This is a genomic window from Natronospira proteinivora (assembly GCF_024170465.1).
GTDB classification, from domain to species: Bacteria; Pseudomonadota; Gammaproteobacteria; order Natronospirales; family Natronospiraceae; genus Natronospira; species Natronospira proteinivora.
In genome coordinates this window covers 763,277-783,779 of the sequence record NZ_JALJYF010000001.1, presented here as the reverse complement: position 1 = coordinate 783,779, position 20,503 = coordinate 763,277, and the positions used below count along the sequence as shown (strand labels likewise).

The 20,503-nt window shown below is 59.4% G+C and carries 21 protein-coding genes; 15 read left to right on the top strand and 6 right to left on the bottom strand.

The features are described from left to right. Positions 1-87 precede the first annotated feature (87 nt). Positions 88-3,294 (top strand): amidohydrolase family protein, encoded by a 3,207-nt coding sequence (locus tag J2T60_RS03710; RefSeq protein WP_253445593.1) that lies wholly within the window; start codon positions 88-90, stop codon positions 3,292-3,294. A gap of 133 nt (positions 3,295-3,427) precedes the next feature. Here J2T60_RS03710 and J2T60_RS03705 read toward each other — a convergent pair whose 3' ends face one another. Further along, complete coding sequence (locus J2T60_RS03705; protein WP_253445590.1) at positions 3,428-3,835, bottom strand: MAPEG family protein; 408 nt, start codon at positions 3,833-3,835, stop codon at positions 3,428-3,430. Then, positions 3,835-4,251 carry a DUF4389 domain-containing protein gene (locus J2T60_RS03700; protein WP_253445587.1) on the bottom strand — a complete coding sequence of 139 codons (417 nt, stop codon included), beginning with the start codon at positions 4,249-4,251 and terminating at the stop codon, positions 3,835-3,837. Before J2T60_RS03700 ends, J2T60_RS03705 begins: the two co-directional genes overlap by 1 nt. A 64-nt stretch (positions 4,252-4,315) precedes the next feature. Here J2T60_RS03700 and J2T60_RS03695 point away from each other — a divergent pair, with 64 nt between their 5' ends. The 3 genes from J2T60_RS03695 to J2T60_RS03685 all read left to right on the top strand — a co-directional run bounded on the left by J2T60_RS03695 (position 4,316) and on the right by J2T60_RS03685 (position 7,643). Continuing rightward, complete coding sequence (locus J2T60_RS03695) at positions 4,316-5,098, top strand: M90 family metallopeptidase (protein ID WP_253445584.1); 783 nt, start codon at positions 4,316-4,318, stop codon at positions 5,096-5,098. 73 nt (positions 5,099-5,171) lie between these two features. Beyond that, on the top strand, positions 5,172-5,990 hold the full coding sequence (locus J2T60_RS03690; protein ID WP_253445581.1) for a TatD family hydrolase: 819 nt from the start codon (positions 5,172-5,174) through the stop codon (positions 5,988-5,990). A 243-nt stretch (positions 5,991-6,233) separates the two neighbouring features. After that, positions 6,234-7,643, top strand: coding sequence for a M20 family metallopeptidase (locus J2T60_RS03685; RefSeq protein WP_253445578.1), 1,410 nt, complete (start codon positions 6,234-6,236; stop codon positions 7,641-7,643). Positions 7,644-7,857: 214 nt separating this feature from the next. Here the strand turns inward: J2T60_RS03685 and J2T60_RS03680 are convergent, their stop codons facing one another. Both J2T60_RS03680 and rarD read right to left on the bottom strand, forming a co-directional pair. Continuing rightward, the gene (locus J2T60_RS03680; protein ID WP_253445575.1) at positions 7,858-8,400 is read right to left on the bottom strand and encodes a nuclease-related domain-containing protein; all 543 of its coding nucleotides are present in this window, start codon (positions 8,398-8,400) and stop codon (positions 7,858-7,860) included. A gap of 9 nt (positions 8,401-8,409) precedes the next feature. Next, positions 8,410-9,321, bottom strand: coding sequence for an EamA family transporter RarD (gene rarD / locus J2T60_RS03675; protein WP_253445572.1), 912 nt, complete (start codon positions 9,319-9,321; stop codon positions 8,410-8,412). A gap of 150 nt (positions 9,322-9,471) precedes the next feature. Between rarD and J2T60_RS03670 the strand changes: the two genes are divergently transcribed. From J2T60_RS03670 to J2T60_RS03635, 8 genes are read left to right on the top strand one after another with little or no spacing between them, the layout of a single operon-like run. Beyond that, on the top strand, positions 9,472-9,936 hold the full coding sequence (locus J2T60_RS03670) for an SUF system Fe-S cluster assembly regulator (protein ID WP_253445569.1): 465 nt from the start codon (positions 9,472-9,474) through the stop codon (positions 9,934-9,936). Between the two features lie 24 nt (positions 9,937-9,960). Continuing rightward, positions 9,961-11,421, top strand: a complete 1,461-nt coding sequence (gene sufB, locus J2T60_RS03665; protein WP_253445566.1) for a Fe-S cluster assembly protein SufB — start codon at positions 9,961-9,963, stop codon at positions 11,419-11,421. A gap of 52 nt (positions 11,422-11,473) precedes the next feature. Beyond that, positions 11,474-12,229 carry a Fe-S cluster assembly ATPase SufC gene (sufC, locus tag J2T60_RS03660; RefSeq protein ID WP_253445563.1) on the top strand — a complete coding sequence of 252 codons (756 nt, stop codon included), beginning with the start codon at positions 11,474-11,476 and terminating at the stop codon, positions 12,227-12,229. Further along, positions 12,226-13,572 (top strand): Fe-S cluster assembly protein SufD, encoded by a 1,347-nt coding sequence (gene sufD, locus J2T60_RS03655; protein ID WP_253445560.1) that lies wholly within the window; start codon positions 12,226-12,228, stop codon positions 13,570-13,572. The genes sufC and sufD overlap by 4 nt, the downstream gene beginning before the upstream one ends. Continuing rightward, positions 13,569-14,819, top strand: coding sequence for an aminotransferase class V-fold PLP-dependent enzyme (locus J2T60_RS03650; protein ID WP_301288304.1), 1,251 nt, complete (start codon positions 13,569-13,571; stop codon positions 14,817-14,819). The genes sufD and J2T60_RS03650 overlap by 4 nt, the downstream gene beginning before the upstream one ends. Then, a complete protein-coding gene (gene sufU, locus J2T60_RS03645) occupies positions 14,819-15,262 on the top strand; it encodes a Fe-S cluster assembly sulfur transfer protein SufU (protein WP_366518273.1) in 444 nt (147 codons plus the stop codon). Before J2T60_RS03650 ends, sufU begins: the two co-directional genes overlap by 1 nt. 11 nt (positions 15,263-15,273) lie before the next feature. Next, positions 15,274-15,822, top strand: coding sequence for a putative Fe-S cluster assembly protein SufT (gene sufT, locus J2T60_RS03640; RefSeq protein ID WP_253445557.1), 549 nt, complete (start codon positions 15,274-15,276; stop codon positions 15,820-15,822). Between the two features lie 9 nt (positions 15,823-15,831). Further along, positions 15,832-16,461, top strand: coding sequence for a hypothetical protein (locus J2T60_RS03635; RefSeq protein WP_253445554.1), 630 nt, complete (start codon positions 15,832-15,834; stop codon positions 16,459-16,461). Positions 16,462-16,578: 117 nt separating this feature from the next. Here J2T60_RS03635 and J2T60_RS03630 read toward each other — a convergent pair whose 3' ends face one another. Then, positions 16,579-17,187, bottom strand: a complete 609-nt coding sequence (locus J2T60_RS03630) for an inorganic pyrophosphatase (RefSeq protein ID WP_253445552.1) — start codon at positions 17,185-17,187, stop codon at positions 16,579-16,581. Positions 17,188-17,219: 32 nt separating this feature from the next. Then, positions 17,220-17,501, bottom strand: coding sequence for a hypothetical protein (locus J2T60_RS03625; protein WP_253445549.1), 282 nt, complete (start codon positions 17,499-17,501; stop codon positions 17,220-17,222). A gap of 176 nt (positions 17,502-17,677) precedes the next feature. On the opposite strand from J2T60_RS03625, the gene J2T60_RS03620 reads away from it, so the two are divergent. From J2T60_RS03620 to J2T60_RS03610, 3 genes are all read left to right on the top strand, one after another. After that, entirely contained in the window at positions 17,678-19,666 is a 1,989-nt protein-coding gene (locus tag J2T60_RS03620; protein WP_253445546.1) for a hypothetical protein, read from the top strand. A gap of 75 nt (positions 19,667-19,741) precedes the next feature. Then, positions 19,742-20,233: a Na+/H+ antiporter subunit E gene (locus tag J2T60_RS03615; RefSeq protein WP_253445543.1), complete on the top strand. Its 492-nt coding sequence runs from the start codon at positions 19,742-19,744 to the stop codon at positions 20,231-20,233. Next, a complete protein-coding gene (locus tag J2T60_RS03610; RefSeq protein WP_253445540.1) occupies positions 20,230-20,502 on the top strand; it encodes an MrpF/PhaF family protein in 273 nt (90 codons plus the stop codon). Before J2T60_RS03615 ends, J2T60_RS03610 begins: the two co-directional genes overlap by 4 nt. The last annotated feature ends 1 nt before the right edge of the window (position 20,503 follow it).

Here is a 20,503-nt window from a genome sequence, read left to right as displayed (position 1 = left end):
CCATTTTAGGTAGTCTATGCCTTTATCCGGTATCGGCTACAAGCTGGCCGGGTGAACCCCTTATTTTCCCCCACGAAGGAGTATTCCATGCGATATCGAAAGGCGCTGACACTGGCCGCCGGCTTAAGCCTGGCAGCCGTGCTTGCCTCAGGCTCGGCGGTTGCCGAGGAAAATGAGGAGTGGGATGTCAATAATCCCCCCGGCCCCAGTGAGACCGTTCCCCTGGAGGTCACCGAGGGCACCTGGATGAATCTGGATGTGAGCCCGGATGGTGAAACCATCGTCTTCGACATGCTGGGCGATATCTATCGCATGCCCCGCAGCGGCGGCGAGGCCGAGGCCCTGACCTCGGGCATGGCCTGGAACATGCAGCCCCGCTACAGCCCCGACGGGGAATGGCTGGCCTTCACCAGCGATCGCAATGGCGGTGACAACATCTGGATCATGCGCGCCGATGGCAGCGATCCGCGCCAGATCACTGACGAGAGCTTTCGTCTTCTGAACAACCCCACCTGGAGCCCGGATGGCGAATACATTGCCGCCCGCAAGCACTTCACCGGGACCCGCTCCCTGGGGGCCGGGGAGATGTGGCTCTACCATCGCAGCGGCACCAGTGCCGGCATGCAGATGGTGGAACGGCCCAACGACCAACAAGACCTGAACGAACCGGCTTTCTCCCGGGACGGCCGTTATCTCTATTTCAGCCAGGACACCACCGAGGGGGACACCTTCCAATATGACAAGGACCCCCATCCGGGTATCTATGACATCCGCCGCCTGGATCGTGAAACCGGCGAGCTAAGCACCTACATCTCCGGCACGGGTGGCGCCATTCATCCGCGCCCCTCCCCCGACGGAGAGTCCATTGCCTTCGTTCGCCGGGTGGGCGCCGACACCGCCCTGTTCATCAAGGACAAGCAATCCGGCCGCGAACACAAGGTCATCGATAACCTGGAACGGGACATGCAGGAAATCTGGGCCATCCATGGCGTCTATGCCAATATGGCCTGGGCCCCCGATAGTGAATCCATCATTTACTGGGCCGGCGGCAAAATCCATGAAGTGGATGTAAATAGCGGTGAGGCGGAGGAAATCGCCTTCCAAGTGCAGGATGAGCGTGAGATCCGCACCGCCCAACGCCCGCCCATCGATCCGGCCCCGGATAGCGTGGACGCCAAGATGCTCCGCTGGGTCACCGCCTCCCCCGATGGGGATCAAGTGGTCTATGAATCCCGCGGCCATCTCTACACCCGCAACCTGCCCGACGGCGAGCCCGAGCGGCTCACCCGCCAGGATGATCACTTCGAGTTCTACCCCACCTACTCCCGGGATGGGCGCCATATCGCCTATGTGAGCTGGAGTGACGAAGACCTGGGTGCGGTGCGGGTGATTCGTGCCCGGGGTGGCCGCCAAGGCCGGGAAATCACCGAGGAGCCGGGCCATTACATTGAGCCGGCCTTTTCCCCGGACGGGGACACGGTGGTCTTCCGCAAGCTCTCGGGTAATATGCAGCGGTCCCCCTGGTGGGGTGAAACCACCGGCCTCTTCCGGGCCAGCGCCCGGGGCGGTGATGTGGAAAAGATCACCGATAACGGTCAAAGCGCCCACTTCGGACGTGACAATGATCGGGTCTTTTTAATGCGCTATGCCGGTTATGACACCCGTAACCTGGTGAGCGTGAATCTGGACGGTGGCGAGGAAAGAACCCACTTCACCACCACCTGGGCCAGCAACTTCCGGGTCTCACCGGACCAGCAATGGGTAGCCTTCCAGGAACGCTACAACGCCTATGTGGCGCCCTTTGCCGTCTCCGGCCAGACCGTACAGCTGGGCCCGGATACCCGTGCCCTGCCCCTGCAACGCGTCTCCAAGGAAACCGGTGATTTCATTCACTGGTCCGATTCGGAGAACCTCCACTGGTCCACCGGACCCGAACTCTACAGCGCCGGCCTGGATGAGGTCTTTGACTTCCTCAACGGCGAGATCGACGAAGTGGACATGCCGGTGGCCGATGGCCGCGACATCGGCTACAGCGCCCCCGCCGACGTACCGGAAGGCAGCGTGGCATTTGTGGGTGGCCAGGTCATCACCATGAACGATGATATGGAAGTCATCGACAACGGCACGGTGGTTGTGGAAGGCAATCGCATCGTGGCCGTGGGCCCGGCGGATGAAGTAGATGTGCCGGATGGGGCCCATGTGCAGGATGTGTCCGGCAAGACCGTGATGCCGGGTCTGATCGATGCCCACTGGCACGGTTCCCAGGGCAACAATCAGATCATCCCGCAAGAAAACTGGATCAACCACGCCAGTCTCACCTTTGGAGTGACCACTTATCATGATCCCTCCAATGACACCCATACGGTATTCGCCGCCCATGAAATGGGCCGCACCGGCAAGATCACCGCACCGCGGATCTTCTCCACCGGTCGTATCCTGTATGGCGCTACCACGGACTTCACAGTGGAGATCGACAGCCTGGATGATGCCCGGGATCACCTGACTCGCCTGCAAAAATCCGGTGCCTTCAGCGTGAAGAGCTATAACCAGCCACGTCGGGACCAGCGTCAGCAGATCATGGAAGCGGCCCGCAAACTGGACATGCATGTGCACCCTGAGGGCGGTGCCCTCTTCCAGCACAATATGACCATGGTCCAGGACGGGCATACCGGTATCGAGCACTCGCTGAGCGTGCCCCATACCTATGAGGATGTGCTGCAGTTCTGGGGGGGGACCAATGTGGGCTATACCCCCACCCTGGGCGTTGGCTATGGCGGTTTTCGTGGTGAGAACTACTGGTATCAGCACACCAATGTGTTCGAACACGAACGCCTGACTCGCTTTGTGCCGCGGGAAATCATTGACCCGGCGGCCCGTCGCCGGGCCAAGGTGGAAGCGGAGGAATACGTCCAATTCGACATCGCCAACCATGCCCGCCAACTGATGGAACGGGGCGTGGATGTGAACATCGGTGCCCATGGTCAGCGGGAAGGACTCGCGGCCCACTGGGAGATCTGGATGTTTGCCCAAGGCGGCATGGAGCCCATGGAGGCGCTCAAGACCGCCACCATTAATCCCGCCCGTTATCTGGGCATGGACGAGCATCTGGGCAGCCTGGAAGCGGGCAAACTGGCCGATGTCATCGTGCTGGACCGCAATCCCCTGGAAAACATCCGCAACACGGAGTTTGTGGATTACGTCATGGTCAATGGCCGTCTCTTTGATGCCCACACCATGAACCAGATCGGCAACCACCCCGAGGAACGGGGGTTGTTCTGGTGGGAAAGAGAGTGAACAATTCCCAGTGAACCGTGAGCAGAAAAACGGCGGCCCGAGGGCCGCCGTTTTTTTATGCCTGCCTAAGCGGAGACATCATTCCTGCTTTTCTCCGTGGTCTCCGTGTTAAACCCCCAAGCGATAGTATCTGTCAGGCCAGCAAGCCGCAGATGGCCACGCCGGCCAGCACCAGGGTACAGATCAGGCCAACGGTGTAGCAGATGAACCGGGGCATGAACCAGCCGCCGATATAGCTCACCATATGACCCACCCGGGCGATGGGAAACAATGTTGCCGCCCAGGCGCTGGTGGCCGAGCTCCAGTCCATGACGATGATCAGCAGCACCAAGGCCGCCCAGGCCGGGAAGTTATCCCGGAGATTGTCATGGGCCCGCATGGCCCGCTGACCCCATTCCGGCAGGGGCGGCAGGCCCTCGCTTTCCCGGTTGGAGGCCAGCCAGCGAAGTCCATAGGCCTGTTTCTTGGCCACCGAGGCCGGAAACCAGGCCAGGGCGACAAACAGGCACATGAACACCAGGGCCCAAATTTCGGCGGCCATCAGCTGTTCTTCCTTTCATCCGACTCATTGTCGCTGCCACCGGTCCCGGTGCTTGCGGTTTTCTTCTTCTTGGCGGCCTTTTTGCGGGTCGCCTTCTTCCGGGGCGCTGCAGCACCGTCCACCGGACCACTGGGCCAGGCATCAAAGGGAAAGGGAAGTTCCTCGCTGTTATAGCTCAGAAAGCGCAACACCTGATAACCCCAACTGCTCATACTCTGGCCAAAGGCCTTGACCTGGGGGTTGGGCTTGCCGGAAAACAGATGCCAAAGGAAGAGCACCAGAATGACCACCCCGAAAACAAAACTGGCCACCCAGGCAAAAAACAGGAAAATAACCATATACACCAAACGCAGCCAGGTCTGGCGTGCAGTCACATGCTCTTTCAGCTCATCCGTATCAAATTCATCTGTGCTCATGGAGCCTCCCAGGTTTGTGACGTAGTATCCTGACCTAGTCTAGCGCAAAAAGCTCATTTAACTCATGTTCGGAATTTTACGCCGCTGGCGAGAAGACTATCGTCTCAAACGACTGCCCGTGAATCACGCCCAATGGGAGTCGGCCATCGCCGACTGGCCGGTGGCCCGGCGTTACCAGGGCGCGGAACGGGAACGTCTGAAATCCCTGTCCCTGCGCTTTATTCTCAGAAAACAATTCGAGTCGGGCGGCGGACTGCACCTCGACGATGCCATGCAGCTGCGCATTGCCACCATGGCGGTGGTACCCATCCTGGAGCTGGGCCTGGATTGGTATGAGGGCTGGTATTCGGTAATCGTTTACCCTGCGGAATTCATCCCCCAACACGAGTATGAGGATGATTTCGGCGTGGTTCACCGGGACCGGCATCCCTTGAGCGGGGAAGCCTGGGGCCAGGGTCCGGTCATTCTCTCTTGGGAGGATGTCCAGGCCACGGACAGTCAAAGCGGTTACAACGTGGTGATCCACGAGCTGGCCCACAAACTGGACATGCTGGCCGACGGGCCCAATGGCTCGCCGCCCCTGCACAAGGATATGGATGCCGCCCAGTGGCAGCGGGTATTCACGGCCGCCTGGGCATCCCTTCAAGCCATTGTAGAAGCCGACGACCGTGAGCCGCCGGTGGACCCCTATGCCCTGGAAAACCCGGGGGAATTTTTCTCGGTGGTCAGTGAAACCTTCTTCGAAGCACCGGAGCGCCTGAAACAGACCTGGCCCGAGGTCTACGAGCAGCTCCGCCGCTTTTATCGCCAGGACCCCGTCCAGCCCAGTCATCGCCCCGGCCCTTGAGGCCAGGGGCAATCTCCCTCAGAATTCCCGGCTCGTTCCCGATCCCAAGCAACGCGAAGGAGACCTCCAAGGCATGACCGCCCTCACCCGCTCCCCGGCGCCCCTGATCGACATCGGCGCCAACCTCAGCCACGACAGCTTTGACGACGACCGTGAAACGGTCATCCAGGCAGCCGATGACGCCAATGTGACCCGCATGATTCTCACTGGCGCCAGCGTCAAGGGCAGCCGACAGGCCCTGGCCCTGGCCGAGCAATGGCCGGGCAAGTTCTGGAGCACGGTGGGTGTCCATCCGCATATGGCCAAGCATTATGTGGAGGAAACCACCGGCCTTTTGCGGGACTTTCTGGCGTCCGAAAATTGCGTGGCGGTGGGGGAATGCGGCCTGGATTACTTTCGTAATTTCTCGGAACCGGAAGACCAGCACCGGGCCTTCCGTGCCCAGTTGGAGATTGCCTGCGACATCGGCTACCCGGTCTTCCTGCATCAACGGGATGCCCACGAGGATTTTCTGGCCATCCTCAAGGAGTATCTGCCGGATCTGCCCCGCGCCATCATCCATTGCTTCACCGGTGAGCGGGAAGAGCTGGAACATTATCTCGAGCTGGATCTCTACGTGGGCATCACCGGCTGGATCTGCGATGAGCGACGGGGTACGCATTTGCGGGATATTGTGGGCCTGATTCCGGATAATCGCATCATGGTAGAAACCGATGCCCCCTATCTCCTGCCCCGGGATCTCAAGCCCAAGCCCAAGACCCGGCGCAACGAACCCAAGTGGCTGCCCCATATCCTGGCCCGGGTGGCCGAATGCCGCGGCGTGGAGCCTGAAACCCTGGCCCGCCAAACCACCGAAAACGCTGAGCGGTTCTTTGCTCTACCATCGAGTTAATCGGCTGTAGAGGGGCTGGAATTTTTGACGCAGAGGGCGCGGAGAATCCGCAGAGGACACAGAGGAACTATTTATTCGGGAATGGTTAGATTGCCGTAGGAGCGGATTTATCCGCGATTTCTGGACACCTCTGGTAGAGCCGCCCGAGCCTATCGCGAATGAATTCGCTCCTACGGTGATCTATTCAAATAACACCCCTCTGTGTCACTCCAAAAAGAGTCACAACAGACAATGAGGTTACTTATGAATACTGATGCTTTGAAAGACTTCGTCAACAGCAAATGGGATGAGGAGATCATTCCGGAGCTGGAGGAATACATCAAGATTCCGGCTAAATCGCCCCACTTTGATGCCGACTGGGAAAAACACGGCTATATCGACGAGGCCATTGCCCAGGCAGAAGCGTGGTGCAAAAAACAGCCGGTGGACGGCATGCATGTGGAGGTGGTCAAGCTCAAAGGCCGCACACCACTGCTCTACGTGGAAGTGGAGGGCCAGAAGGACGACACGGTGGTGCTCTACGGCCACCTGGACAAGCAGCCAGAGTTCACCGGCTGGGAGCCGGACCTGGGGCCCTGGAAACCGGTGATCCGGGACGGCAAGCTGTATGGTCGGGGCGGTGCCGACGACGGCTATGCCGTGTTCGGCTCCCTGACCGCCATTGCCGCCCTCCAGAAGCAGGGCATCCCCCACGCCCGTTGCGTGCTCCTGATCGAGACCTGTGAGGAATCCGGCAGCTACGACCTGCCCCCTTATATCGATCACCTGGCCGAGCGCATCGGTACCCCGGATCTGGTGGTCTGCCTGGATGCCGAATGCGGCAATTATGAGCAGCTGTGGACCACCACCTCCCTGCGGGGCAATCTGGTGGGCACCCTGCGGGTGGACGTGCTGGAAGAAGGGGTTCACTCGGGCAGCGCCAGCGGCATTGTGCCTTCCAGCTTCCGGATCTTGCGCGAGGTAATGGAACGCATCGAAGACCCGGCCACCGGCCAAATCCACATTGATGAGATGAATGTGGCCATGCCCGAGGAGCGCCTTGAACAGGCCCGCAAAGCCGCCGATGCCCTGGGCGACACCATTGCCAAGAAATACCCCTTCGCAGCCGAGGGGATGCGTCCGGTCGCCGACGATTCCTACGAGCTGCTGCTCAATAATTCCTGGCGCCCCACCCTTTCGGTCACCGGCGTGGACGGCATTCCACCCTTCTCCGATGCGGGCAATGTGCTGCGCCCCTATACCGCGATCAAGGTTTCCTTCCGACTGCCCCCCACCTGTGATGCCCATGCCGCGGGCGAGGCCGTCAAACAGAAAGTGGAAAGCGATCCACCCTATGGGGCCAAGGTGAGCTTCAGCATTGATTCCCCCCAGGGCGGCTGGAACGCCCCCGCCATTGATCCCTGGCTGGATGAAGCCATGCAGCAGGCTTCACGGAATCATTTCGGGCGGGACGCCATGTACATGGGCATGGGCGGCAGTATTCCCTTCATGGGACTTTTAGCGGAGAAGTTTCCCAAGTCCCAGTTCCTGGTCACCGGGGTGCTGGGCCCCAAGTCCAATGCCCACGGGCCCAATGAGTTTCTGCACATCGATACCGGCAAGAAACTCACCGCCTGCGTCGCAGAGGTCCTGGCGGCCCACGCGAAGCAATAGGTCCCTTGAAGGAAAACCCAGCTAACACCTCCACTGCTTTCAGACAGGAGGATCGAGTACAGGGTGGGGCTGACCAGGGCTGGGCGCGACAAGGATGTCGCGCCCAGAGCCCCAGGGATGGGTCCATGCGCCCTGGGACAGTTCCACCCTGTACTCGAGCCGTGAAGCGCTGAAAGAAACTCATTCTCTCCGGGCGCGTGTCGGAACCCTGGAATTAGCCTTCAGCGCGGCCGGCAATCTTGTTCCACAGCCCGCGCCAACCATCCGGGACCTCACCGCTCACCGGTTCCAGTCTGTCGGTCAGGTCATCAATGCGAAGGGTGCGCACCGGGCGTCCCTTGGGAAACTCCACAGGCCCGGTGATCAGCACATAAGCCTCCACCCGAATGCCTTCGACAAAGCTTTTCAGTGCCGCCACCCGATCATCCAGCTCCGCCAGGGGATTGCGAAAGCCGTAGCGACGACTGCGATCCAGCATCACCCATTCATCCATCTTCTCGGCACCGAATACCGCTCCGCTGAGCTCCTTGGTCTCCAGAATCACCAACCCGCGGCGGGTCAGCAGGACATAATCGATATGCACATGCCCATCCATGCCATCCGGGATCACCACATCCCGAGCCTGTCGCCAGGCATGGCGTTTAAGTAGATGTCTGAGATTTTGGTGGCGGCGGCGAATAAACCACCACAGGACCATGAGCAGAATCAGGGTGAGTACGCCGGCGGCGACCAGCAACCAGGTATCCGAATACGCCATGTTGGGGGTTTAATCCTTCCGTTCGAGGGATGATCGACTGAGACGACGGTAGCGAATTGTATCAGCCATTAGCAGGGCCAGGGCGATCCAGATGAGCGCAAAGGTCACCCCATGAGCAGGCGTGAAGTCTTCCCCAAATAAAAAGACCGCCAGGCACAGCGTGACCGTGGGCGCGATGTACTGGAAAAATCCGATCACCGACAGGGGCAAACGACGGGCGGCATTGGCAAACCAGATCAGGGGCAGCGTGGTGATGACCCCGGCTGAAATCAGCAACAGATCCGTCTTCAGGTCGCCGTGGGCAAAGCTCAGCATATCCGCCTGCCAGGCCCAGGCCGCAGCCAGCAAGACCAGGGGTAACAGCATCGCCGTTTCCACCAGCAGGCCGATACTGGCCTTGACCGCCACCTTTTTTCGCACCAGGCCGTAAAAGCCGAAACTGAAGGCCAGTGCCAGACCCGCCCATGGCAGAACCCCCTGGGCAACTACCATATTAACGGTTCCGGCCGCCGCCAAAGTTACCCCCACCCATTGAGGCCAACGCAGCCGTTCCCCAAAAAACAGCAAGCCCAGCAGCACATTGACCAGTGGGTTGATGTAATAGCCCAGACTGGCTTCCAGCACCCGATCGGCATGCACCGTCCAGATAAAAACACCCCAATTGAAACCGATGATGGCGCCACTCAGGAACAGCCAGGGGAGCACCTTCCAGGACATGAGCGAACGGGCCGCCGCCCGGGAGCCACCCCACCACCACAGCAGCCCCACCAGAAACAGCACCGACCAGAAAATGCGGTGCCCCAGAACCTCCAGGGCCGGCACATGCTGAACGGCCTTGAAATACAGCGGTGTCAGTCCGTAAAAGCAGAAGGTAGCGGTGGCAAAGAAGACCCCGATCCGCTCGTTGTGATCTCTGAACATGCGGCTTCCTGTCTGGCCAGGGGGTTGAACTGGGCGGGCGTTCAAGCTGCGGCATACTACCCCCCATCTTCCGGTCTGACCAGCCAGCCTGGATTTGCCCCAGGAATGAATTCGGACTAAAATAGTCCACATTCATTGGAGGCGGTCCAAATGCTGCGACTGAGCAAATTGACAGACTACGCCACCGTGGTGCTGGCCCATTTGGCCAGACACCCGGAAATGCGCCACTCGGCGGCGGATGTGGCGCAGCGGACCGGCCTGGGCAGCCCCACCGTCAGCAAGGTGCTCAAAGCCCTTGCCCGAGGCGGCTTGGTGACCAGCACCCGGGGTGCCGCCGGCGGCTATGCCCTGGCCAGACACGCCACCGACATTAGCGCCGCCGACATTATCGACGCCATCGAAGGACCGGTGGCGGTGACCGAATGCAGTCACGAGGACGGGGATTGCAGCCTGGAATCGATCTGCGGCGTTGGCCAAGGCTGGCAAAAGATCAACAACGTCATCCGCAATACCCTGACCGAAATCACCCTGGACGAGCTCATTCGACCGGAGTTTCCCTTGCGCTGGTTTCCCAGCCGACCGGAAGCGAATGACGACCGACAACAGGACGCCTGAGCTCGCTGGCTAGGAGGAATACCCATGGCGACCAATCAAAAAGAAATGGACGAAATCGTCAGCCGCGAATACAAGCACGGCTGGGTCACCGATATTGAGCAGGACACCCTGCCGCCGGGGCTGGACGAGGACGTCATCCGGCATATTTCCGCCAAGAAGGATGAGCCGGAGTGGCTGCTGGAATGGCGGCTGAAGGCCTATCGTGCCTGGACAGAGATGAAGCATCCCAGCTGGGCCAAGGTCAAGCATCCGCCCCTGGATTACCAGTCCATCTCCTACTACTCCGCGCCCAAGAGCAAGGAGCAGATGAAGGAGGAAGCCCCCAAGAGCCTGGACGAGGTTGATCCCAAGCTGCTGGAGACCTATGAAAAGCTGGGCATTCCCCTGCACGAACAGGAACAACTGGCCGGGGTTGCCGTGGATGCGGTGTTTGATTCAGTTTCCGTGGCCACCACCTTCAAGGCCAAGCTGCACGAAGCCGGCGTGATCTTTTGCTCTTTCTCCGAGGCGGTGCACAAGTATCCGGAACTGGTTCAGCAGTACCTGGGCACCGTGGTGCCCCACCGGGACAACTTCTTCGCCGCCCTCAACTCTGCGGTGTTTACCGACGGCTCCTTCGTGTTCGTGCCCAAGGGCGTGAAATGCCCCATGGAGCTGTCCACCTATTTCCGCATCAATGCGTCCAATACGGGTCAGTTCGAGCGGACCCTGATCGTGGCCGAGGAAGGCGCCAGCGTGTCCTACCTGGAAGGCTGCACCGCGCCCCAGCGGGACGAAAACCAGCTGCATGCGGCGGTGGTGGAATTGGTGGCCCTGGACGACGCCACCATCAAGTACTCCACGGTGCAGAACTGGTATCCGGGCGACGAAAACGGTGTGGGTGGTATCTACAACTTCGTCACCAAGCGCGGTGATTGCCGCGGTGACCGCTCCAAGATCACCTGGACCCAGGTGGAGACCGGCTCCGCCATCACCTGGAAGTATCCCAGCTGTATTCTCCGTGGTGACGACTCGGTGGGGGAATTCTATTCCGTGGCGGTGACCAGCAATCACCAGCAGGCGGATACCGGCACCAAGATGATTCACATCGGCAAGAACACCAAAAGCACCATCATCTCCAAGGGCATCTCGGCCATGCAAGGGGATCAGAGCTATCGCGGCTTGGTGCGGATCACGCCCAAGGCCGAGGGGGCGCGCAATTATACCCAGTGCGATTCCCTGCTAATCGGCGATCGTTGTGGGGCTCATACCTTCCCCTACATCGAAGCCCGTAACCCTTCTGCCCAGGTGGAGCACGAAGCCACCACCTCCCGGGTGAGCGAGGATCAGCTCTTCTATTGCCGGCAGCGCGGCATCTCCGAGGAAGACGCCGTCAACATGATCGTCAACGGCTTCTGCAAGGATGTCTTCAAGGAACTGCCCATGGAGTTTGCCGTAGAAGCCGAAGCCCTGCTGGGCATCACACTGGAAGGCGCGGTCGGTTAAAGCGCACAGCCCTGCTACCGAACACATTTTTTAGAGAAACAGGTACAAAGACATGCTCAAGATTGACAATCTCAAGGTCAAAATCGGTGACGAGGAAATCCTCAAGGGCCTGAGCCTGGAAGTGAAGCCCGGGGAAGTGCACGCCATCATGGGGCCCAACGGCTCCGGCAAGAGTACCCTGGCCCACATCCTGGCCGGACGCGGCGATTATGAAATAGTGAGCGGTTCCGCCACCTGGCACGGCAAGAACCTGCTGGAGATGGAGCCGGAAGAGCGAGCCCATGAGGGCGTCTTTCTGGCCTTTCAGTATCCGGTGGAGATTCCGGGCGTGAACAATGTTTACTTGCTCAAAGCCGCACTGAACGCCATTCGCGAGCATCGCGGCGAGGAGCCCATCGATTCGGCCGACTTCCTGATGCTGGTCAAGCAGAAGATGAAGCGCATGGGCATGGATGAAAGTTTCATCCGCCGCAGCGTGAACTCCGGCTTCTCGGGTGGTGAGAAGAAGCGCAATGAAATCTTCCAGATGCAGGTACTTGAACCCTCCCTGGCCATTCTGGACGAGACGGACTCCGGCCTGGACATTGATGCTCTGAAGCTAGTGGCTGAAGGCATCAACCAGATGCGTGATCCGGAAAGGGCCTTTGTCATGGTCACCCACTATCAGCGCCTGCTGAACTATGTGGAGCCGGACAAGGTGCATGTGCTGTCCGATGGCAAGATCATCAAGACCGGCGACAAGAACCTGGCACTGGAGCTGGAGCGTGACGGCTATGAAGGCATCCAGAAGGAGGCAGCTGAGGCATGAGCGGAGAAGATACCGCACGCTACAATTTCCTGACCCAGTTCGACCGGGCGGTAGATACACTGCCGGGTGATGGCTGGCTGTCCACTTTCCGCCGGGATGCCCTGACCCGTTTTCAGGATCAGGGCCTGCCCAGCCAAAAGGACGAAGATTGGAAGTACACCAGTCTGCGCCCCATCAGCCAGGGCCGCTTCGCCCTGGCCAAGACCGCCCCCTCGGTCAGCGCCGAGCAGGTGGACAATGCCCGGGTACCTGAACTGGATGCAGCCCGACTGGTTTTTGTGAATGGCCGTTACCAGGCGGAACTGTCCGACACCGCCGGCCTGCCGGACGGGGTCAAACTGCGTTCCATTGCCCAGGCTATGGAGGACGATCCCGAGGCGCTTCAAGCACGCCTCAGTCGTCAATCCGGCCTGGATTACACCCCTTTCACGGCACTCAATAATGCCTTTGTGAGGGATGGGGCCCTGCTGGAGATCGCCGCGAATGTGCAGTGCAAGACGCCCATTGAACTGCTGTTCATCTCCGCCCCCGGTGACGAGGCCTTTGTCTTTCACCCCCGGGTACTGATCCAGATGAACCAGGGCAGTGAAGCCACGGTCCTGGAACATCATGTAGGGCTGGATGGAGCTGCCAATTTCAACAATGTGGTCAGTGAGATTGCCCTGTCGGCCCAATCACGCCTGGACCACTATCTGCTTCAACGCCAATCCTCCGCTGGTTATCACATCGGTGGCGTGCATGTGCATCAAGCACGCGACAGCCATTATGTGAATCACAATGTGAACCTGGGCGGTGCCTTGGTCCGCCATGACATCAATGCCCGCCTGGCGGAGGAAGGCAGTGAGGCCATTCTCAATGGTCTGTATCTGGTCTCCGACCGCCAGCACGTGGACAACCACACCTGCGTGGATCATGCCGCCCCCCATACCAATAGTGACGAGACCTACAAGGGCGTGCTGGATGGTCGTGGCCGGGCGGTGTTCAACGGCCGGGTGGTGGTTCACAAACACGCTCAGAAGATTGATGCCGGGCAAAAGAACGACAATCTACTCCTCACCAAGCTGGCGGAAGTGGATACCAAGCCGGAGCTGGAAATCTACGCCGATGATGTGGCCTGCTCCCATGGCGCCACCATTGGCCAACTGGATCCAGATGCGCTGTTTTACCTGCGCTCCCGTGGCGTGGATGAAGCCAAGGCGCGCGACCTTCTCACCTATGCCTTTGCAGAATCCGTCATTGAGCGAATGGCGCTCGCGGAAGTCCGGGACTGGCTCAGCGCCCTGGTGGTGAACCGGGTCTCGGAGGAAGGACGACTGGCTGACCTGGAGGCCATGGAAGAATGAGCACTGCGGCTGACAAACTCGGTACCCAGCCACTGGACGTGGCAGCTGTACGTGAAGACTTTCCCATCCTGCATCAGAGCGTGCAGGGCAAACCGCTTGCGTATCTGGATAATGCGGCCACCTCCCAGAAGCCGCGACAGGTAATCGAGGCGGTGGACCACTATTATCGAATGGATAATGCCAATATCCATCGTGGCGTTCATACCCTGGCGGAACGGGCTACCCAGGCCTATGAAGCCGCCCGGGAGCGCATGACCCGCTTTATCAATGCGGCCTCGGAAGAAGAAGTGATCTTCCTTCGGGGTACCACCGAAGCCATCAATCTGGTGGCCCAGAGCTGGGCCCGTCCTCGGCTGGAGCCGGGTGATGAGATTCTCATCACGGAGCTGGATCACCACTCCAACATCGTGCCCTGGCAGCTGGTCTGCGAACAGACCGGCGCCAAGATTCGGGCCGTCAGCGTGAAGGAGAATGGCGAACTGGATCTGGATAGCTTTGAAGAAGCTATTGCCCGCCGCCCTCGCCTGTTCGCCGTGGGGCATGTCTCCAACGCCCTGGGCACCATCAACCCGATCAAGCATCTGGTGGAGCGGGCCCACGCCCATGGTGTGCCCGTACTGGTGGATGGGGCCCAGGCCACACCCCATATGGCCGTGGATGTTCAGGCCCTGGGTTGTGATTTCTATGCCTTCTCCGGCCACAAGATGTTTGGGCCCACCGGCATCGGTGTGCTCTGGGCCAGACGGGAATTGCTGACGGAAATGCCCCCCTGGCAAGGGGGCGGAGAAATGATCAAGATGGTGCGCCTGGATCGCTCCATCTGGAATGATCTACCCCACAAGTTCGAAGCCGGCACCCCCAATATCGCCGGGGCCATCGGCCTGGCGGCAGCCGCTGATTACATTGAATCGCTAGGGATCGATGCCATTGGCGCCTGGGAGAATGAACTGCTTCGGTATGCCACCGTAGCCCTGGAAGCCATTCCCGGTGTCCGTATTATCGGCACCAGCGAGAAGAAGTCTTCAGTGATTTCCTTCGTGGTGGACAATGTCCATCCCCATGATCTGGGCACCATTCTGGATAGCGATGGTGTGGCCATCCGGGCCGGGCACCACTGTGCCATGCCCCTGATGGAAAAGCTGGATCTGGTGGCCACTGCCCGGGCCTCCATGGCCTTCTACAATACCCAGGAAGAAATCGATGCCCTGGCCGGGGCCATTAGAAAAGCACAAGAGGTACTGGGCTGATGGATTTGAAGGATCTGTATCACGAAATTATCGTGGATCATAATCGGCGACCCAGGAATTTTCGCCGGATTGAGAAGGCCACCCGCGTCAGCGAGGGCTACAACCCCCTCTGTGGCGACAAACTCAGGCTCTATGTGGTGGAAAAGGATGGTGTGATCGAGGACGTGGCCTTTGAAGGCTCGGGCTGCGCCATCTCCATGGCTTCGGCCTCCCTGCTCACCGAACGACTCAAGGGAAAGCCGGCCAAGGAAGCGGAAGACCTGTTCGGCCAGATGCACAGCCTGCTGACAGGCCAAGGCGAAGAGGTGGATGTGGAGGCCCTGGGCAAGCTGGCGGCACTGGAAGGGGTCAAGGCCTACCCTTCCCGCGTCAAGTGCGCCACCCTATGCTGGCACACCCTGCATGCCGCCCTTGAGGGCGAAGAAATTGCGACAACCGAGTAAGAGGACGGCTTATGTATACCCGCGGTGATCCTGTTGCACTGACCAGAGACTGCGAAGCCACTTTGATTCCTTCCGGTAGTCGCGTGGTGATTCCGGAGAACACCGAAGTGGTAATTGCTCAGGCCCTGGGCGGTAGCTACACCGTTTATGTCTCCGGCAACATGGCTCGCATCGAGGGCTTCGATGCCGATGCCCTGGGCATCGAACCGGAACCGGAGCCGGAACTGGACGCCGATGCCAGCGAGGAAGACGTGGAAGCCTTCTGCTGGGATCGCATGAAGAGCTGCTTCGACCCGGAGATCCCCATCAACATCGTGGATCTGGGTCTGGTTTATGAATGTGATCTCACGCCCATCGGCAACAAGCAGTATCACGTCAACGTGATGATGACGCTGACGGCACCCGGTTGCGGCATGGGGGATGTGATTGCCCAGGACGTTAAAATCAAGCTGGAACGTATCCCCCAGATTGAACAGGCCAATGTGGAACTGACTTTTGATCCGCCCTGGCACCGGGATATGATGTCCGATGAAGCCAAACTGCAAACTGGAATGCTCTGAGACGGGGCGATGAAGCCAACCTCCCTTTCCCAGCTCCGGCCCCAGGTTAGCTTGGCATTGCTCTTGGCATTGCCCATGGCGGCCCAGGCTGTGCCGGTGCTGAATGAGACACTCGACACCATCACGGTCTGTCGGGATGGGACCTATCTCAATGGCCAGCCTTTCACCAGTGACACTCAGGGCGAAGGACATGAACGCTGGCCGGAGTCCGCGTCCGAGCTGAGAGTGGACAGCTTTCGAAACCCAGAATTTCGGGCCATCCCCACCCCGCCCGACTACCTGGTGATTCAGGAAACCGCCGACGGCCTGTCCGGAAATGCCCGCTTGAGCATTAACGGTGTCACGTTGGAGCTGAGCCTGAACTGGAATGAGGCAGAGGGCCTGAGCTGGCAGAAACTCCAAGCTCGAATCGCTGAGGACGAATATCTAGGGATTGCGGCAGACAGCATTTACTGGCGCCCCGCCAGTAATCTCGTGGCTTCGTCCCTGCCCCGCAGCAGCCTGAACACGGCCCTGGAAGAAGGTGCCACCCTCCGTTTCCAGGACCAAAGCGCCAAGGACCATGCGGCACTGGAATCCGCCATTCTTGCCCGTCCTTTCCAGCAAGGTCGCGAGCTCTGCTGGAACGAGGCGGATTGACCCCCTGCCCCAACATTCTAGGTTCTCTGGCTTCATAAAATTGCCAATGTAGATTCATAAAAAAAGCGTCCCCAAAAGGGGACGCTTTTTTTGAGTGGGTCAACGGCTGTGGGCTGCTTATTGGCCCACCAGCTCCCGGTAATCTTCCAGGGACGCTTCTACTACTTTGTGGGCCTGTTCGCGGCCATAGACGCTTTTCACAAAACAGGGTGATTTGTCCATGCCTGGAATCCACTTGTATGTCTCAAAGTAGTGGCGCAGGCGCTCGATAAAGACCTCCGGCAATTCCGAAACATCTTCCACGCCGCCATACACCCGGTCACTAGGCAGAACACAGACAATCTTGTCATCTGCCTCGCCCTTGTCCACGGTGCACAAACCACCCACCACCTTGGCTTCGGCCAGAACATCGGCCTGGCCGATGGGGCGCTCGCTGAAAATCACCACATCCAGCGGATCGCCATCCCCTTCCAGATTATCACCCGTCATGGCCGCCACCCGGCTCCCGCAATAGGTACGCGGCACCAGGCCATAGACGGCCGGCGGCAGAGCCGATGTACGCTGTACCCGGTCCACCACCAGATAGCCGGTATCTTTGCAGATCTCGTACTTGATGGGGTCGGCGGGAGTGATCTCAATGAATACATTTACGATCCCGGGCAAATCAGGACCGGCTTCAATGCCGTGCCAGGGATGGGCGCGGTACTGGGAGAAATCCTTGGACATGTGCAACCTCTATTAAGGCATTAGAAATGGATTCAATGGTCTTTGTCGTCTTGAGCGCGCTTGGAATACTCACCCTCAATAACCCGCCCCTGTGGGCGCCGTGTTGCTTGCCCACCACGGCGACGGCGGGCAGCAGCCACGCGCCGCCTTAGCCACCAGAGGCGAAGCTGAAAGGCAATGAAGGCGATGATCGCCAAACCGAGAAAGGCCAGAAACGCCATGGCCCCCAGAAAAATGGCAAATGCCGTCACCAGAACAGCCCCGATGGCGGCCAATGCCTTGATCAATGGATTCCCGTTCAGGGGACGCGACATACAGAGCCTCCCTGGGCGCGCGCAGGGGCGCCATTCTAACCGAGACAGGCCCGCTGCGCGAATCCTCGGGTGGCACGGCTAGCCGGGAACCCGGTCATCAGGTAATGTGGGTTGATAACGCCACCAAGGCCCGTTCGGGCGAGAAACAATCTATGAACAGACAGGAACGCGGTCCCATGGATAATGATTCGGCTCTGCTGGAACGCAATATGGATCGCTTCGACCAAGCTTTGAGCCGCCTGGATTCTGCCCGAGATTTTGCCAAGATCAATTACCAGACCCAGCTGCTGGATCTAGCCAGTCGTCTCATGCGCTTGCCTGGTGGCCTTGATCGTCTGTTCGAATTTGCGCCCCGCTTCCAGGATGCCGGCGTGTTCTACGGGACAGACTGGCATTACCCGGAACGACTGCAACCCGATTTGGTCCGTGGCGCCCTGACCGGCCCGGCCCGAACCGCCGCCCTGGAATGCCTGAGTGAGCTGCGCATGCTCGCCATCAGCCAGGGACAGTCCGAGTATTCGGAACTGTCGGCAGAACAGGCACGGGGCTTTCTGGAGCGGGTACTGGCCCTGAATATCAACCTGGTGCTGCCCGATCACTCTGAGGCTGGCCGAGATGTCGTAGATGGCCAACGAGAAGCCGTCCGCCACCACCTGGACTTCCTGCTCAACCACTTGGGCAATGCAGGGGTGGTGGCTACCTTGGTGGAAGAATCAGAAAAGATCCTCAAGCAACGCCCCATTGATGTAGCGCCGGTCTGGCATATGCTGGAGCGGATTGAACCCCGCCTGAGCGACATCGAGGATGAGACCCTGGCCCGGCGGGCACGGAAGATGGTTTCCGCCTGGCGAGGTCCCACCGCGTTGGCCCAGCACCATCATCAAGACACGGCGGCGTACACCGAAGCAGTGGAAGCCCTGCCCCGGGAGGAACGTCAGCCGGAACTGGAGCGTCTGGGCACCAGCCTGGCAGCCAGCGGTCTGGCCTGCCGGGCCCATGGCGGCTTACTGGAGCAGTTTGCCGATGCCCCTCTGGACGAACTAGCCACCCTCCTGGGGCTGGACAATGTAGGTCGGGACAGCCTGGATGCCTATGAATCCCTGTGCCGGAGGCTGGTCCGTGAAGCGATTTCCGCCGAAACGGCTCAATCTGCCTATGGACTGCATTGTCTTCTGAACCGGGGCATCCTCTTCTTCCCCCCCATTGCCCCGGCCCTCTGGCGGTTAACCCGCTTTGTTCCCAATGACCAAATATCCGACATGCTCCACCGGGAGTCCGGGGCCAGTGAGCATCGTTCCGGACATAGCCTTCTATTGGCCGGCGTAATCAGCGTTCTGGGCCAACCACTGGGTATCGGCCAGGGCAATAACCCCACCTGCCAGTCAGCACGGGCCATCAGCCTTTGGTCCCAATGTGATCCAGGTTATCTGCTGGAACTGATCATGTGGGCCGCCCGGGACGGAGAGATCGACATGCATTTCGAAGGCGCCCTGATCCGTTCCAGTGAACTGAGTGAAGGGCTGATCGAAGACTTTCATACCGAACTGGATATGGTTTCTCTGTTGCTGGTTCCCCACCTGGACAAAATCTACTGGGAAATGGGACGACGGATCATGGGTCGGGGGGAAGACGGCCATCGATGGATCAATCCCGAGTTTCACGGCTGGTGGGTGAACCGCGGCTTTGCCAGCTGCATTCAGTACAGCACCGGCGCCGTCATCGATTTCGAGGGCTTCATGCGTCGCTTCTTTGCCACCTACCATCCCCTTTACAATGGGGGCGCCGAACTCATTTACCCTCAACCGGCTGGCGTGGTAGCCACGGATTCCTTTGGACACTTCATTGGTTGGCATGCCATTGCCATCCAACGTGTCACGCTGGACCCAGATGGTGAGATGCGGGTCTACTTCTTCAACCCCAACAATGAAAGCCGCCAGGACTGGGGCCAGGGGGTTGTCACGTCCACGGAAGGTCATGGAGAGATCCCCGGCGAGTCTTCCCTGCCCTTTGACCAGTTTGTATCAAGACTGTATGTCTACCACTACAATGAAAGGGAAATCGGCGATGTGCAGTCGGTATCCGAGGAATCAGTGGCCGCCATTATACAAATGGCCCGGAACAGTTGGGCCGCGGAAAAGGACTGGCATGATGTGGTCCAGGCCTAAGGCCTTATCCGACCACTATTCAGCCATGGTTCATCATCCTTAAGTATTCTCAGCACCGTAATGGGTCGATCCTCGATGTCACCAATCCGTCTGGACCGCCATGCATGGACCAATAAGCTCTTACTGGCCGCCGTGCTCACGCTGCTGTGGTTTGCCCTGTCCGGAGGACAAGGGTGGTGGACCGCCCTGCCCGCCATTATCCTCATTCTGTTTGCCAGTCACTGGCTGCTCCCGGAAACGTTGAAGCCAGTCTCCCTGACCGGCCTTCTAAGCTTCTCCCTCTATTTCATCCAGCGTTCTATTCTGGGAGGGCTGGATGTGGCCTGGCGGGCCCTGCACCCGAAGATGCCCCTGGATATTCGCCAGCACGTCCATCGCTTTGAGGTTGATGGTCCGGCCCGGACCATCATCATCGGCAGCCTCAGTCTCATGCCGGGCACCCTGTCCGTATCCCAGGACGGCGACCAGCTCACCGTCCACAGTATTTCTGGCGATGTGGCTCATGAATGTCGACGCCTGGAACAGCGGGCCCAGGGGGTCTTCCTGGTACAGGAACAGCAACCATGAATCAAATCCTCATGCTCATGGCCCTGTTTCTCCTGGGTAATCTAATTGTCGGTCTGCTTCGCGTTTATCAGGGCCCCAACCCCGCTGATCGCATGCTGGCCCTGCTGCTTTTCGCCACCACCACGGTGGCCACCATGTTGCTGCTGGCCTACGTCCAGAGCATGCCCGCCCTGGCCATCGTGGCCTTGGTCTTTGTCATGCTGGCGGCCATCGGAAGTATCGCCTTTGTCCAGCTACCCACCCGTATTCGTCCCGACCAGGAGCGCTAAT